This is a genomic window from Paraburkholderia sp. FT54, assembly GCF_031585635.1.
Classification (GTDB): Bacteria; Pseudomonadota; Gammaproteobacteria; order Burkholderiales; family Burkholderiaceae; genus Paraburkholderia.
Genome location: NZ_CP134195.1, coordinates 2,152,929 through 2,167,223 on the forward strand (window position 1 = coordinate 2,152,929; position 14,295 = coordinate 2,167,223).

Here is a 14,295-nt window from a genome sequence, read left to right on the forward strand (position 1 = left end):
GTCATGAGCGGCCTCTCGTCAGCCGCCCCGATCGGCTCGCCCCACTCAAACGCCGGTCGGCAGTCTCGCCACGAAGCACGTGCCCTGTTCCGCGGACGATCTGACTTCCAGCGTGCCGCCGTGCGCGCTGACGATCTGCTTGCAGATATAGAGGCCCAGCCCAAGGCCGCCGCCGGGTTTGCTGGTCGCCGGCCGCCAGTAAGGTTCGAAGACCTTGCTCAAGCTCTCCGGCGCAATCGCGTTGCCGCCGTTCAGGACACTCAGCATGAGCTCGCCGTTTTCAATGCGCGCCAGCACCCGCACCGGAAACTCGGCTGCGCCATGTGTGACCGCGTTGCCGAGCAGGTTCGAGAGCAGCTGCTGCACACGAGTACGGTCGCAGCGCACGGGTGCGGGGATCGCGATGTCGTCGGCGAGCAACCGGTCCGGATTGGCCTCGCGCACTTCGGCGACGACCACGCGCAGCGCCGTCGCCAGATCGTCGACTTCGTCGATCGACACGCCGATACCCGAGCCGAGCCGGCCGCGCGCGAAATCCATCACGTCGTCGATCAGGCGGGCCATGCGCAAGGTGGTGGACTTCAGGCGCTGACCGATCTTCACGAGATCGGGCTCGTTCTTGCGCAGCGACAGCAGTTCGGCGGTCGCGCTCACCGCCGACAAGGGATTGCGCAGATCGTGCCCGAGCACGGCGATGAACTGCTCGCGCAGGCTGGAGTTTTCCCGCTCATGGCGCAGCGCGGCCTCGGTGGCCTGGTGGCGGCCTTCGTTGGCGAGCTGGATCGCGATCAGCTCGGCGAACACTTCGAACATGCGCAGCGTGCGCGGATTCGACAGCTCGGCGGGATCGGGGTCGATCGCGCAGAGATTACCGAAATAGCTGCCGTCGGGAAGAATGATCGGTACGGAAATATAGCTGCCCAGGTTGTAGATTCGCGCCGTGTGATGGCCGTTATAGACCGGATCCGTGTGGAAGTTGTCGATGACAATCGACGCCCGCGCGGCGCGCGACTCGAAACACAGGGTGGTATGCAGGTCCAGGTCGCCGCCGGGCGCGAGCCCGAAGTTCACCTCGTCCTGCACCGCGCAGGCCGTCCAGCGCTGCTCCGTGACGCGGGCCACCGCGGCAAAGCCCATGCCGGTGTTCTTGCAGATCATGCGCAGAATGGAGGGCACGGCGTCGATACGCTGGACCGCCTCGATATCACGGGCGATGTCGTCCTGGTCGTTGACGAGCGGTAATTTATTCATAAGAAGCAGTACTGCTTACCCTTGCCGATCCGGCGTGGAAAAACACTCTATCGAGCATTGATTCTATCGGGACTTCAAATTGCTCACTATCAGGAACACAACCTGAGGGACATCATGGTCCATCACCAAGCCGTACGCCTTCTAATCGCCGACGACGACGCGAATCTGCTGGCTGCTTACGTGCACTATTTCAGCGCGCATGGTTTCGACGTCCGGACCGCGCGCAATGGCCTCGACGCACTTGCCCAATACTGTGCGTGGCATCCGCAGGCCGCGCTGCTCGACGTCGAAATGCCGCGTCTGGACGGGCGCGCGGTAGCGCGGCGGATCCGCTACGTAGGCGATATTCCGGCGCCCACGCTGGTGGCGGTCACGGGACTCGGGCGCGCCGAGGAAAAAAGCGAGTCGCTGCGCTCGGGCTTCAACCATCATTTCGTCAAGCCGGTGCCGATGCCGGTGATTCTCGCGGCGTTGACTGGGCGGGTGCGGCACTAGCCGGTGTTGCTCCCGTTTTGCTCGGGCGTCACTACCACGTGCTTGCCCGTGTTTGTCCCTTGTTGTCCCTTTTTGCCCGTCATTGCCACTTGCGCCTGACGTTGTGCCCAGCCTCGTGTCCCACGTTCTACGCGTGTTCCGACCGTTTTCGCCCAGTCACCGCTCTTACTCGCCGAAGCCCAGTTCCGCCGCCACCGCCTGCCCCACACGCAGCCACGCGCCGGCGCCGCTCGCGACGAGCGCATTGTTGCCGAACGTGATCGCCCCGTTTCGCCGCGGATTCGCGCGGTAGACGCTCATGGTGTCGGTCGGCTCGTTCGGCCAGTCCGGATCCGGCGCGCCTTTCGCCTGGTCGATGGTCGGCATCGGACAGCGCGAGCACGGCTTGACGAGTTGCAGCTGCACGCTCCCGCCCGCCTCTCCGTCGACGCTCAGCGTCTCCACATAGTCCTCTTCGTACGCGTCGAGCCCTGTCAGCACCACGTTGGGACGGAAACGGTCGACTGGAATCGACGGGGCGCCCTTGCCGTTCAGCCGCGTGTTCAGATCGTCGAGCGATGCCTGACCGATCACCAGCAGCGGAAAACCATCGGCGAAATGCGTGGTCGCGCCGCCCACGCTTGCCGTGTAGTCCGGATCGACAATGCGCTCGCGTTCGGGATTGAAGCGCAAGAGCCGCGCGGACACGCCGAGAAATGTCGAGAACCATGCGGCGCTTGCTTCACCGGTGTCGAGCCCGTAGGCCGCGTCGCGCCAGACCTGGGTCTGCACCGCGTGCGGCGCGGCGAGCCGCGCGCTATGCAGCGGCGTGCGCAATTCGCTCATGCCGGGCGCGCGAATCACGAGGTCCTCGGCACCGATTTCGACCTTGATCAGCGCCATGCGCGGATACGCGCGCTGCGTAAGCATGGCGCCGGCCGGGTCGGTGACCATCCAGCAGCGGTCGTATTCGAGGCCGGTGGGAAGCAGGCGTGCTTCATTGAGCGCAATGCCCGCGCAGGATTTGATCGGATAGACGAATAGCTCGCTGATGGTCGGCATGGCGTGGGGAGTGCGCGTGAGAGCGCGCGAATTCTTGTGTTTGAAGCCTGATTGTAAAGCCCTCTACTCCCATCCTTCCAGCCGTAATGTCGCCCGAACGAGCCGCTGCTCTTCCTGCTCGATCTCGCGCAGGCTCGCGCAGACGCTTTGGATGTGATCGGCCGCCGCCTTGCGCGCCTGTTCGGGCAGCTTGCCGGTGACGGCGTTGTAGAGCCGCGCGTGCTGACGGTCGATCACGCGCTTTTGCGGGCCACGGTGATAGAGATTGTTGACCGACGCAAACACCGAACTCAGCAACAGATCGGTCAGCGAGCTCAACGTATGCACCAGCACGGGGTTATGCGACGCCTCGCAGATCGCGAGATGAAATGCGTGGTCGAGCCGCGCGTGAGTCGACGCGCTCGTCTGCGTGCCTTGCGCCGCGATCATCTCCTCGTAGCGGCGCGTGATCAGCACGAAGTCGGCGGGCGTGCCGCGCAGCGCCGCCAGGCGTGCGGACTCCGCTTCGAGCAGCGCGCGCACTTCGAACAGATCGTAGAGCGTGCGCGGCTGCGAGCCGAGCAGATGCATCAAGGGCGTGAGGGCCGGCTGCGCGGTGAGGCTCGCGACGAACGAGCCTCTGCCGTGCGACGTCTCGATGATGCCGCGCGCACGCAGCAGCTTGAGCCCTTCGCGCAGCGCCGTGCGCGAGACGCCGAGCTTGTCGGTGAGGCGCCGCTCGGATGGCAGCGCCTGCCCCGTTTTCAGCACGCCGTCGACGATCAGCCGCTCGATCCGCTCGGCGACCACGTCCGCGACCTGCCTTGGGTTGTCCGGAACCGCTGTTTGCATCGATCGTTTTGACTGGTATGACCACCTTCTAATGCTACCACGCGTGGATCAGGCGCGTCGCTAGAGAGCCATGCGAGGTGCCCATTCACGTGCAAATAGCCGTGGTACGCCATGCAAAAAACTGGTACGACCACTTCCCACGCCCATCGACAGCGGCGCGCATAGCCGCAACAATCCGCTCAGCGACGCGCCCGCGCGCCCATCCGCACGGGCATTTCCGACCGCTTCCAGCAGGTTCCGGCGAAGCGCGGCTTGAGGAGGCACCCCATGACCTATCACTACGATGAACGCGTCGACGGCTCGCTCGCGACGCACGACAAAGCCAGCGTGGTCGCGCAATTACAGGCGCTGATCCCTGATCTGCAACTCCTGCACGAAGCGGAAGACCTGCGGCCGTTCGAATGCGACGGCCTCGCCGCCTATCGCGCGACACCCATGCTGGTCGCGCTGCCCGACAAGGTCGAACAGGTCGAGGCGCTGCTCAAATTCGCGAACACCAGGAAGATTCCGGTGGTCGCGCGCGGTGCCGGCACCGGTTTGTCGGGCGGCGCGCTGCCGCTGGACAAAGGCATTCTGCTGGTGATGGCGCGCTTGAACCGCATTCTCGAAGTCGATCCCGAAGCCTGCGTGGCCCGCGTCCAACCCGGCGTGCGCAATCTCGCGATCTCGCAGGCCGCGGCGCCGCACGGGCTCTACTACGCGCCCGATCCGTCGTCGCAGATTGCCTGCTCGATCGGCGGCAACGTCGCGGAAAACGCGGGCGGCGTGCATTGCCTGAAGTACGGGCTGACCGTCAACAACATCCTCAAGCTCGAGATCCTGACCATCGACGGCGAGCGTCTCACGCTCGGCTCAGACGCGCTCGATTCGCCGGGCTTCGATTTCCTCGCGCTCTTCACCGGCTCGGAAGGCATGCTCGGCATCGTCACCGAAGTCACGGTGAAGCTGCTCACCAAACCGCAGAGCGCAAAGGTGCTGCTCGCCAGCTTCGACGATGTGGAAAAGGCCGGCGCGGCGGTCGCGCGGATCATCGGCGCGGGCGTGATTCCGGGTGGCCTGGAAATGATGGACAACCTTGCGATTCGCGCCGCGGAAGACTTCATCCACGCCGGCTATCCGGTCGATGCCGAAGCAATCCTGCTGTGCGAAGTCGACGGCGTGGAAAGCGACGTGCAGGAAGACGTGGCCTGCGTGGAAGCGCTGCTGCGCGCGGCCGGCGCCACCGACATCCGTCTCGCGCACGACGAAGCCGAACGGCAGCGCTTCTGGGCCGGCCGCAAGAACGCCTTTCCCGCCGTGGGCCGCATCTCGCCCGACTACTACTGCATGGACGGCACGATTCCGCGCCGTGAATTGCCGCGCGTGCTCAAGGGCATCGAAGAGCTCTCGAACGAATACGGCCTGAAAGTCGCCAACGTGTTTCATGCCGGCGACGGCAACATGCATCCGCTGATCCTGTTCGACGCCAACGCGCCCGGCGAAACCGAACGCGCCGAAGCGCTCGGCGCGCGCATTCTCGAACTGTGCGTCGCGGTGGGCGGCAGCATCACCGGCGAACACGGTGTGGGCCGCGAAAAAATCAACCAGATGTGCGCGCAATTCAATAGCGACGAGCTCAGTTTTTTCCATGCGCTGAAAGCCGCGTTCGACCCCGACGGCCTGCTCAACCCCGGCAAGAATGTGCCGACCTTGCACCGCTGCGCCGAATTCGGCTCGATGCATGTGCATCGCGGCGCGCTGCCTTTTCCTGAACTGGAGCGTTTCTGATGCGCATCGAACCCGTCTCGATGGACGACAGCGAACGGCTCGTCGCCGAAGTCTCGCAAGCGCTCGAGAGCGGCACGCCGCTCAGGATTCGCGGCGGCGACAGCAAGGCCTTTCTCGGCTGTCCCGTGCAAGGCACGCCGATCGACACGCGCTCGCATCGCGGCGTGCTGAGCTACGATCCGACCGAGCTCGTGATCACCGCGCGCGCCGGCACGCCGCTCGCCGAACTGAACGCCGCGCTCGATGCGGCCGGACAAATGCTTCCGTGCGAGCCGCCGGACTTCGGCGGCAACGCCACCGTCGGCGGCATGGTCGCGGCCGGACTGGCCGGCCCACGCAGGCCGTGGTCCGGCTCGGTGCGCGACTTCGTGCTGGGCTGCCGCCTGATTACGGGCGAGGCGAAGCATCTGCGCTTCGGCGGTGAAGTGATGAAGAACGTGGCCGGCTACGACGTGTCGCGCTTGCTCGCGGGCAGCTTCGGCTGCCTCGGCTTGATCACGGAGGTCTCGCTGAAGGTGCTGCCCAAACCGCGCGCCGTCGCCAGTCTCGCTGTCGATCTCGACGCCGCTGAGGCGCTGCGCGAACTGTCCGCCTGGCGACGCGCCGTGTTGCCCATCAGCGCGGCCTGTCACGTGGACGGCCATCTGCATGTGCGGCTCGAAGGCGGCGTGGGGTCGGTGGCGTCGGCGGTGGATCGCATTGGCGGCGCGCAACTCGATCCGCGTTTCTGGGACCAGTTGCGCGAGCATCGCCTGGCGTTTTTCGACGACCCGCGTCCGCTCTGGCGTCTGTCCTTGCCGAACGCGTCGCCGCTGACCGCGCTGCCGGGCGACGCGCTGCTCGACTGGGCCGGCGCGCAACGCTGGCTGAAAAGCGATGCCCCGGCTACCACGATCCGCCAGATCGCGCAGGCCGCGGGCGGCCACGCGACCTGCTTCACCCTGCACGCGGACGCCGGGCCGTTCACGCTGCTGCCACCCGCGCTGCTGCGTTTTCACCAGCAGCTGAAGCAGCGACTCGACCCGCGTGGCCTCTTCAACCCCGGCCGCCTGTACGCCGGCCTCTGAGCGTCGGCTCGTGAAGACCTGAAGGCGAACACCATCATGCAAACCAATCTCAGCGATGCCGCCAAAACCCTGGCGCGCGCGGACGAAGCCGAGCAGATCCTGCGCGCCTGCGTGCACTGCGGCTTCTGCAACGCGACCTGCCCGACCTATCAGCTGCTCGGCAACGAACTCGACGGCCCGCGCGGGCGCATCTATCTGATCAAGCAGATGCTCGAAGGCGAGCCGGTCACGCGGAAAACCCAGTTGCACCTCGACCGGTGCCTGACCTGCCGCAATTGTGAAACCACCTGCCCGTCGGGTGTCACCTATCATGCGCTGCTGGATATCGGCCGCGCCGAGCTGGAACGGCGAGTCGAGCGGCCCCTGTCCGAACGCCTGCTGCGCGAGGGTTTGCGCCGCGTGATCCCGCATCCCGCCGTGTTCGACGCGCTGCTGAAAACCGGCCGGGCGATGCGGCCGTTTCTTCCGGCCGCGCTTGGACGTAAAATCCCCAAGCAAAGCGCTCCGGCAAAGACAAGGCCGGCGCCGCGGCATCCGCGCACAATGCTGATGCTGGAAGGCTGCGTGCAACCCGCGCTGTCACCGAACACCAACGCGGCCGCCGCGCGTGTGCTCGACCGGCTCGGCGTCAGCATCGTGAACGCCGGGCAGGCCGGTTGCTGCGGGGCGACCGATTATCATCTGAATGCGCAGGAGGCTGGCCTCGCGCGGGCACGACGCAATATCGACGCGTGGTGGCCCGCCATCGAGGCCGGCGCCGAAGCCATCGTGCAAACCGCGAGCGGCTGCGGCGCGTTCATCAAGGAATACGGGGATCTGCTGCGCGGCGACCCTCGCTATGCGTCAAAAGCGCAGCGGGTCAGCGAACTGGCGCGAGACCTCGTCGAGGTACTGGCTAACGAGCCGCTCGGTCAGTTGCAAGTCAATTCGCCAGAGCAGACGCGGCAAAGAATCGCGTTTCACTGCCCATGCACGCTGCAGCATGCGCAGAAGCTGGGCGGCGCGGTCGAGGCGATCCTGCAAAGGCTCGGCTTCGATCTCACCGCCGTGCCCGATGCCCATCTGTGCTGCGGATCGGCGGGCACGTATTCGATTACGCAGCCCGAGCTTGCGCAAAGGCTACGCGAGAACAGGCTCGACGCATTGGAAAGCGGCAAGCCGGACGTGATCGTCACGGCCAACATCGGTTGCCAGACGCATCTGGACGGCGCCGGGCGCACTCCGGTGCGCCACTGGATAGAACTTGTAGAAGCATCCTTACCCTAAACGAATCAGGAAATTCATATGCTGAGCAAACCCGTGTTGACCATTGCCGAGACGACCCGAATCCTCGAAGCCGCCCGCGCGGAAGCCGAGAAGCACCAGTGGGCCGTCGCCATCGTGGTGGTCGACGATGGCGGCCATCAGCTCGGCATGCTGCGCCTGGACGGCAGCGCGCCGGCCAGCTCGTACATCGCGACCGAAAAGGCCCGCACGTCGGCGATCGGCCGCCGCGAAACGAAGGTATACGAAGACATGATCAACAACGGCCGCACCGCCTTCCTGAGCGCGCCGCTGCAAGGCACGCTGGAAGGCGGCGTGCCGGTGATCGTCGACGGCCAGGTGATCGGCGCGGTGGGCGTGTCGGGCGTCAAGTCGGACCAGGACGCGCAGATCGCCAAAGCAGGTATTCAGGCCATCGCCGCCTGAATTCGCGGGCCGTTCGCGATCCGACCACGCGGCGGCCCGGAAGCAAGAAGATAACCGTTGCACAACGCGGACCGATTCCCCCTCATCGGTCCCATTCAGATAGATGGAGCAGTCGATGACTCAGATGAACCCGCGCGGCGGACTGCAAGTCGCCGCCAACCTCGACCAGTTCGTCGAAACCGAAGCCCTGCCCGGCACCGGAATCGACAGCGCCGCATTCTGGTCGGGTTTCGATGCCCTCGTGCACGAGCTGGCGCCCAAAAACCGTGCGTTGCTCGCCGAGCGCGACCGCCTGCAAACCGAACTGGACAACTGGCATCGCGCCAATCCGGGTCCGGTGCGCGATCTGCGAGCGTACCGTGCGTTTCTCGAAGGCATCGGCTATATCGTGCCCGTGCCAGCCAGCGTCAAGGCCACAACCGACAACGTCGACACCGAAATCGCCGAACAGGCCGGCCCGCAACTCGTGGTGCCGCTGTCGAATCAGCGCTATGCGCTGAACGCGGCGAACGCGCGCTGGGGCAGCCTGTACGACGCGCTGTACGGCACCGACGCGATCCCCGAGACCCATGGCGCCGAAAAGCAGAAGGACTTCAACCCGGTGCGCGGCGCCGCGGTGATCGCCTATGCACGCAAGTTTCTCGATCAGGCCGCGCCGCTCGCGAACGGCTCGCATGCCGACGCGACGCGCTATAGCGTCGAAGGCGGCAAGCTGGTCGTCACCCTGAAGAACGGCACGAGCGAGCTGAAGACGCCGGCGCAATTGATCGGCTATCAGGGTGAAGAGAGCGCGCCGTCCGCGGTGTTGCTCAAGCACAATGGCCTGCACTTCGAAATCCAGATCGATGCGAACGATTCGATCGGCAGGACCGATTCGGCGCATGTGAAGGACGTGGTGGTCGAAGCGGCGGTGAGCACGATCATCGACTGTGAAGACTCGGTCGCGGCCGTGGATGCGGACGACAAGGTGCAGCTCTACCGCAACTGGCTCGGCCTGATGACCGGCGACCTGACCGAAGAGGTCACGAAGAACGGCAAGACGTTCACGCGCCGGCTCAACGCCGACCGCGTGTACACCGCCGCGAACGGCACAGCGCCGGTCGTGCTGCATGGCCGCTCATTGCTGTTCATCCGCAACGTCGGTCATTTGATGACCAATCCGGCGGTGCTGACCAAAGACGGCCACGAGATTCCGGAAGGCATTCTCGATGCGGTCATCACCACGCTGTGCGCGTTGCACGACCGCAAGCACCAGCTGAATTCGCGCACCGGCTCGGTCTATATCGTCAAGCCGAAGATGCACGGGCCGGCCGAAGTAGCCTTCTCCAGCGAGTTGTTCGCGCGCGTGGAAGACCTGCTGAAGCTGCCGCGCAACACGATCAAGATGGGCATCATGGACGAGGAGCGCCGCACCAGCGTGAACCTGCTCGCCTGTATCGCACAAGCGTCGGAGCGTGTCGCGTTCATCAACACGGGTTTCCTCGACCGCACGGGCGACGAGATGCACTCGGCCATGCAAGCCGGTCCGATGATGCGCAAGGGCGACATGAAGTCGAGCACGTGGATTGCCGCGTATGAGCGCAGCAACGTGCTGGTCGGTTTGAGCGCCGGCCTGCGCGGCCGTTCGCAGATCGGCAAGGGCATGTGGGCGATGCCCGACCTGATGCACGCCATGCTCGAACAGAAGATCGCGCATCCGAAGGCCGGTGCGAACACCGCATGGGTGCCCTCGCCGACCGCTGCTGCGCTGCACGCGTTGCATTATCACCAGGTCGACGTGCAGGCTGTTCAGCGCGAACTGGAACGCACGGATTACGCGAAGGTTCGCGACGAACTGCTCGACGGGCTGCTGACGATTCCGGTCGTCGCCGAGGCGAAATGGAGCGACGACGAGATCCGCAGCGAGATCGACAACAATGCGCAGGGCATTCTCGGCTACGTGGTGCGCTGGATCGATCAGGGCGTGGGCTGCTCGAAGGTGCCGGACATTCACAATGTCGGCCTGATGGAAGATCGGGCTACGTTGCGTATTTCGAGTACGCACATCGCCAACTGGCTGTATCACGGCGTGGTGACGCGCGAGGTCGTCGAAGAGACGTTCAAGCGTATGGCCAAGGTGGTTGATGAGCAGAATGCGGGCGATCCGCTTTACAAGCCGATGGCGCCGGGCTTCGACACGATCGCGTTCAAGGCCGCGCAAGCGCTGGTGTTCGAAGGACGCCAGCAGCCGAGCGGGTATACGGAACCGTTGCTGCATAAGTTCCGGTTGGAGGTGAAGAAGGAAGGTTGAGAGCGGATCTTGGCCGGGTCGCGCGGGATGCGTGGGCCGGTTGTCGTCAATACGCCGCTTTAAAGGCAGAAGGGCCGCTCGCGCGGCCCTTCGTTCACATAACGACGCTAGATCATCGAAATGCGGCATTAAACGAGTTGACCCAGCCTTCCGGCCACGACTGCATCCTGCAGGACTTGGCTAAGTTACTGTTTCCGGCTCATCGATTTGCCCCTCTATTGGCCCCAAACCGTTACAGCCCGACCGGCCGGGTACAGCACAACGACGCCACCGCCCCCTGTGTACCTGGTAGTACCATTCGATCTCCGGGTGACGCAGATTGAATTGTTCACCGCGTCGCACATAACGCCTGGCGAAACACCGCAGTTAATGGCCTGATTCGAGTCATGCCGCGTAAATCCCGTGACTACTCCTGCCTCACCAGCCAGTTTCCGCAATCGACATGGCGCCTCCGGTCAAGCCGCGATCTGGGCGACCATCCCGCCCACGATCCGGCAAAATCCGTCGGGCTCCTCGAGCATCATCATGTGGCCGACTTCCGGCTGGACCACGTAGGACAGCGCCGCAGCTTGCGCCCAGTCCGGCGCGTGCCACCCAGACGCGGACCTTTCGCCAGCGAGCATGAAGAGAGGAGTGCCCCGCTCGACGACCATGCGAATGCGCGAAAGGAAATCGGGCGCGCCCGTTTCCCGCACTACCGCGCGTGCCATTGCCTGAATCGTTTCGCGCGGTTGGTTCGCGAGTACGGCGCGAGCCCACTCTAGACGCTGCTGCGTGACGACAATGCCGCCGTCCTTCAGCCAGCCCTCCGGATCGGCGACGAGCCGCGCGTGCTCCGCTTGCCACGCGGTGGCGTCCAGACCGGCGATTTTCCGGCACCAGAATGCATCGTCGAGGGTGAAATTTCCTTCGACATTTATCACCCCGCGCACAAGGTCGGGCGCGGACGCGGCAACGAGCATCGCGACTGCGCCGCCAACGCTGTGTCCAAGCAGGACACTCGGCGCGCCGACGTGCTCTTGCACATATCGGATCACATGCGCCGCCTGGCCGGCCAGCGTGATCGGCTCGACCGCGTCGTCTCCCAGCGCGCCGTAGCCAATCAGATCGGGGGTATGAACATCGACGGCGGCGATGCGCCGGTTCGGCGCATAGAAGCTTTGTGATCCAAACAGGCCGTGAATCAAGACCAGCGGCATAGCTTTACTCATGGTGTTTCACCTGGCAATAGGAATGCAACAATGTTTCCGGCAACGCCGACGGCGGTTAACCGCTGTCAGCGGCTATAAGTCGTTTCGCACACGGCGCCGATGTTCCGTACCGCGTTCCACGTCATGCTCATTACGTAGAACACAACGAACGCAAGCGCCGCAACGAACAAACCGTACCGCTGCGCGGCCCAGCTGCCCGCGAAGCCGGCCACGATCATCCCAAGGTAGACGCTCGCATACTGGAACGTGGCGACGAGCGCCATATGCTCGGGCGGCGTCGCCGCGACGACGTCAGCCTGATGCTTGAAGAACAGCACCTCCCAGAAAAACATGTAGACAAAGTAGAGCGTGTAGCTGGCCGTCACGTCCCGGAACGCCGCCGATCCCGCCATCGCGCCGAGACAGATCAGGTTCATCGCGAGCATGGCCACCTTGCCTGGCGTGATGCCACGCCGGCTCGCGAGCGCAAACAGCAATGCAGCGATCAGCGCTGACGTCGCGCTGATGATCTGCAGATAGCCGACATAGGTCTGCGACAGGCCAAGCACCGACGTTGGCAGCGTCACCCGCGACACGTTGAAGAAACCCTGGTAGACCGACACCAGCAGGAAGAACGCGAAAAAGTGACGCTGCAACGCGGGCGATGTCCGCAGCACCTGCATGAGCGTGCCGAAAGCGCCGGTCGACACGGCGGGGGCAAGTTGGGCCGGCGCGCCGGGCAGCAACATCGCTGCCAGTGTGCCCAGACCGTATGCAGCGATCGTGATAGCCCCGGCCATCGCCGAGGTGATCTCGCTCTTGTACACCGACAACGCGACACCCGCAATCGCACCGGCGATGAACTGCGCGGTCAGCGTGATCGGCAACGCATAGCGAATGTCGTTGGTCGAGAAATAACGTTTGATCGCGACGGTTCGCGCGATCCGCTGCGTCGCATCCAGGAAACCGATCACCAGCGTGCCAGCGATCGCCGCAGCGACAAAGCGGTCGATCAGCGCGTAGGTCGCCGCCGCGACCAGCACGCCCGCGAGGTTGAACCAGACGAGGATAGCCTTCGGCGAGCGCCGGCCAGCCGCCGCGTTGATGACGAGGCACAGCAGGACCGGAATCACCATCGGCGCCAGCAGAACCGCCTCGGACAGCAACATCGAGCCGGTCTTCTGATACGCAATGTACGACAGATAGACATAACTAAAGACGCTCGCCGCGATCGACGAGAGATTGACGATCCAAAGCAGCAGACTGACTCGCTGGGGGGTCGGATTCATTGTGTGTGGTCTCCGCTCAGTGCTCACGCGTGGTCGGGCAGGTGTGCCTCGAGCCCGTCGATCAGGCTGTAGGCGGCACGCTTCAGATCGGCCGGCGTGGCGCTGACGAGAAACGCCTGTCCGGCATAGTTCAGCAGTCCGCCCGCACCGTCGTAGGGCATCATGCGGCTGCCCGGGTCCACCGACTGAGCGGCTTCTATCCCCACGTTGGCGCGCTCGTCGACAAGCGCACGCCAGTCCACCTGCTCTGGCCTGAAGGTCTTCGCGCCACGCCACGGGGTGCCCTTGCTGTCGCAGCCGATTAGCGCAATTGACGCCGCCGCGCAGCGCGGCAGGTTCTGCTCGAACGAAGGAATCGGCGTCCGCTCGCCAAGCATCACGTCGAGAAACAGGTTGATGTAATCCATGCCGAACACCTCATCCACTTCCTTTGCGATCGCGACTCCGCCCATGCGCGCCGCGGTTTCGAGGAACGACACACCGCCGTTCGCCATCAGCTTCATCTCTGTGTGTGTCGCACAGTTCTCGAAACCGAGCGCGTCGACCGCAGTCCGGACCAGCGCGACGATCTGCTCCTTCCTGTCGCGACTCAGCACGCATGGCGCTACGTTTCCCAGTTCGGTGAACGGCTCGATGGTACGCAGACGGCCCGTCATCGCAAGCGGGAAATACTCGCCGTCGCGCACCAGCCCCTCAACGCTGAGATAATCGCCGTATCCATCTTCGGCGTACCACGACTCGGTAGTCGACTCGATGATCTCTTCAGCTATCAGTTGTGGAAAGCCGGACTGCTCCGAGAACTCATGCTTTCCGGCGCGACGCGCCGCTTCGGTGGCCCCGAGCAGACGCGCGACGGCGCTGTCGAGTTCATACATGCCATGGACGATTTGCTGGCCGATCGAACCTGCGCCATACGCGAGCTTGATTAGCACCGGAAAGCGCAATTCCGCGACCCGATGCAAGTCGTCGTGCCGGCGGATCGCGCGAAATGCCGGCTGCGGCAGACCCGCTTCCTGCCAGCGCTGGCGCATCAGTGTTTTGTTGCGCGCGAGGTTGATATTCGGGCCTACGCCGCGCACGCCCAGTTGCACCGCGAGTTCCGACACGGACTTTAAAAGGAACTCGGAAAACGTGAACACGACGTCCGGCTTCAGCGTATGCGCGATTTCGGCAACGCGCGCGAAACCGTCGTCCGGCCGCAGCCCGCTGAAATCGTGCAGCGCGGCGCTGTGCTTGCGCAGGATCTCGAGGTTATAGGAGGACGGCTCGCTGACGACGCAGGTATGCACGTCGCCGCGGCTCGCGACTTTCGGGAAGAAGTAGTCGAGCGGCGGCCCCGCCGGCGCGTATACGTAGAGAATCTTCTTGGTCATGGTTGCGGAATG

The 14,295-nt window shown here is 64.4% G+C and carries 12 protein-coding genes; 6 read left to right on the forward strand and 6 right to left on the reverse strand.

Annotated elements, in window-relative coordinates; translation table 11 throughout:
* Positions 1 to 45: 45 nt before the first annotated feature.
* Positions 46 to 1,251, reverse strand: coding sequence for a GAF domain-containing sensor histidine kinase (locus RI103_RS10100; RefSeq protein ID WP_310811917.1), 1,206 nt, complete (start codon positions 1,249 to 1,251; stop codon positions 46 to 48).
* Positions 1,252 to 1,365: 114 nt separating this feature from the next.
* Here RI103_RS10100 and RI103_RS10105 point away from each other — a divergent pair, with 114 nt between their 5' ends.
* Positions 1,366 to 1,746: a response regulator gene (locus tag RI103_RS10105; RefSeq protein WP_310811918.1), complete on the forward strand. Its 381-nt coding sequence runs from the start codon at positions 1,366 to 1,368 to the stop codon at positions 1,744 to 1,746.
* A 165-nt stretch (positions 1,747 to 1,911) separates the two neighbouring features.
* Here the strand turns inward: RI103_RS10105 and RI103_RS10110 are convergent, their stop codons facing one another.
* Positions 1,912 to 2,787, reverse strand: a complete 876-nt coding sequence (locus RI103_RS10110) for an MOSC N-terminal beta barrel domain-containing protein (RefSeq protein WP_310811919.1) — start codon at positions 2,785 to 2,787, stop codon at positions 1,912 to 1,914.
* A gap of 63 nt (positions 2,788 to 2,850) precedes the next feature.
* Positions 2,851 to 3,618 (reverse strand): transcriptional regulator GlcC, encoded by a 768-nt coding sequence (glcC, locus tag RI103_RS10115; protein WP_310811920.1) that lies wholly within the window; start codon positions 3,616 to 3,618, stop codon positions 2,851 to 2,853.
* 267 nt (positions 3,619 to 3,885) lie between these two features.
* Here glcC and glcD point away from each other — a divergent pair, with 267 nt between their 5' ends.
* From glcD to RI103_RS10140, 5 genes are all read left to right on the forward strand, one after another.
* Positions 3,886 to 5,385 (forward strand): glycolate oxidase subunit GlcD, encoded by a 1,500-nt coding sequence (gene glcD / locus RI103_RS10120; RefSeq protein WP_310811921.1) that lies wholly within the window; start codon positions 3,886 to 3,888, stop codon positions 5,383 to 5,385.
* On the forward strand, positions 5,385 to 6,452 hold the full coding sequence (glcE, locus tag RI103_RS10125; protein WP_310811922.1) for a glycolate oxidase subunit GlcE: 1,068 nt from the start codon (positions 5,385 to 5,387) through the stop codon (positions 6,450 to 6,452). The genes glcD and glcE overlap by 1 nt, the downstream gene beginning before the upstream one ends.
* A 36-nt stretch (positions 6,453 to 6,488) precedes the next feature.
* Positions 6,489 to 7,718, forward strand: coding sequence for a glycolate oxidase subunit GlcF (glcF, locus tag RI103_RS10130; RefSeq protein WP_310811923.1), 1,230 nt, complete (start codon positions 6,489 to 6,491; stop codon positions 7,716 to 7,718).
* 18 nt (positions 7,719 to 7,736) lie between these two features.
* Positions 7,737 to 8,141, forward strand: a complete 405-nt coding sequence (locus RI103_RS10135) for a heme-binding protein (protein ID WP_310811924.1) — start codon at positions 7,737 to 7,739, stop codon at positions 8,139 to 8,141.
* 115 nt (positions 8,142 to 8,256) lie between these two features.
* Positions 8,257 to 10,431: a malate synthase G gene (locus tag RI103_RS10140; RefSeq protein WP_310811925.1), complete on the forward strand. Its 2,175-nt coding sequence runs from the start codon at positions 8,257 to 8,259 to the stop codon at positions 10,429 to 10,431.
* A gap of 455 nt (positions 10,432 to 10,886) precedes the next feature.
* Here the strand turns inward: RI103_RS10140 and RI103_RS10145 are convergent, their stop codons facing one another.
* The 3 genes from RI103_RS10145 to RI103_RS10155 form a co-directional block, all read right to left on the reverse strand.
* Positions 10,887 to 11,642, reverse strand: a complete 756-nt coding sequence (locus RI103_RS10145) for an alpha/beta hydrolase (protein WP_310811926.1) — start codon at positions 11,640 to 11,642, stop codon at positions 10,887 to 10,889.
* Between the two features lie 65 nt (positions 11,643 to 11,707).
* On the reverse strand, positions 11,708 to 12,910 hold the full coding sequence (locus RI103_RS10150; RefSeq protein WP_310811927.1) for a hypothetical protein: 1,203 nt from the start codon (positions 12,908 to 12,910) through the stop codon (positions 11,708 to 11,710).
* Positions 12,911 to 12,933: 23 nt separating this feature from the next.
* A complete protein-coding gene (locus tag RI103_RS10155; protein WP_310811928.1) occupies positions 12,934 to 14,283 on the reverse strand; it encodes an ATP-grasp domain-containing protein in 1,350 nt (449 codons plus the stop codon).
* Positions 14,284 to 14,295: the final 12 nt, after the last annotated feature.

Coding starts and splice junctions, on each gene's coding strand:
- RI103_RS10100 (WP_310811917.1), bottom strand. CDS start 1,251: ATGAATAAATTACCGCTCGTCAACGACCAGGACGACATCGCCCGTGAT.
- RI103_RS10105 (WP_310811918.1), top strand. CDS start 1,366: ATGGTCCATCACCAAGCCGTACGCCTTCTAATCGCCGACGACGACGCG.
- RI103_RS10110 (WP_310811919.1), bottom strand. CDS start 2,787: ATGCCGACCATCAGCGAGCTATTCGTCTATCCGATCAAATCCTGCGCG.
- glcC (WP_310811920.1), bottom strand. CDS start 3,618: ATGCAAACAGCGGTTCCGGACAACCCAAGGCAGGTCGCGGACGTGGTC.
- glcD (WP_310811921.1), top strand. CDS start 3,886: ATGACCTATCACTACGATGAACGCGTCGACGGCTCGCTCGCGACGCAC.
- glcE (WP_310811922.1), top strand. CDS start 5,385: ATGCGCATCGAACCCGTCTCGATGGACGACAGCGAACGGCTCGTCGCC.
- glcF (WP_310811923.1), top strand. CDS start 6,489: ATGCAAACCAATCTCAGCGATGCCGCCAAAACCCTGGCGCGCGCGGAC.
- RI103_RS10135 (WP_310811924.1), top strand. CDS start 7,737: ATGCTGAGCAAACCCGTGTTGACCATTGCCGAGACGACCCGAATCCTC.
- RI103_RS10140 (WP_310811925.1), top strand. CDS start 8,257: ATGACTCAGATGAACCCGCGCGGCGGACTGCAAGTCGCCGCCAACCTC.
- RI103_RS10145 (WP_310811926.1), bottom strand. CDS start 11,642: ATGAGTAAAGCTATGCCGCTGGTCTTGATTCACGGCCTGTTTGGATCA.
- RI103_RS10150 (WP_310811927.1), bottom strand. CDS start 12,910: ATGAATCCGACCCCCCAGCGAGTCAGTCTGCTGCTTTGGATCGTCAAT.
- RI103_RS10155 (WP_310811928.1), bottom strand. CDS start 14,283: ATGACCAAGAAGATTCTCTACGTATACGCGCCGGCGGGGCCGCCGCTC.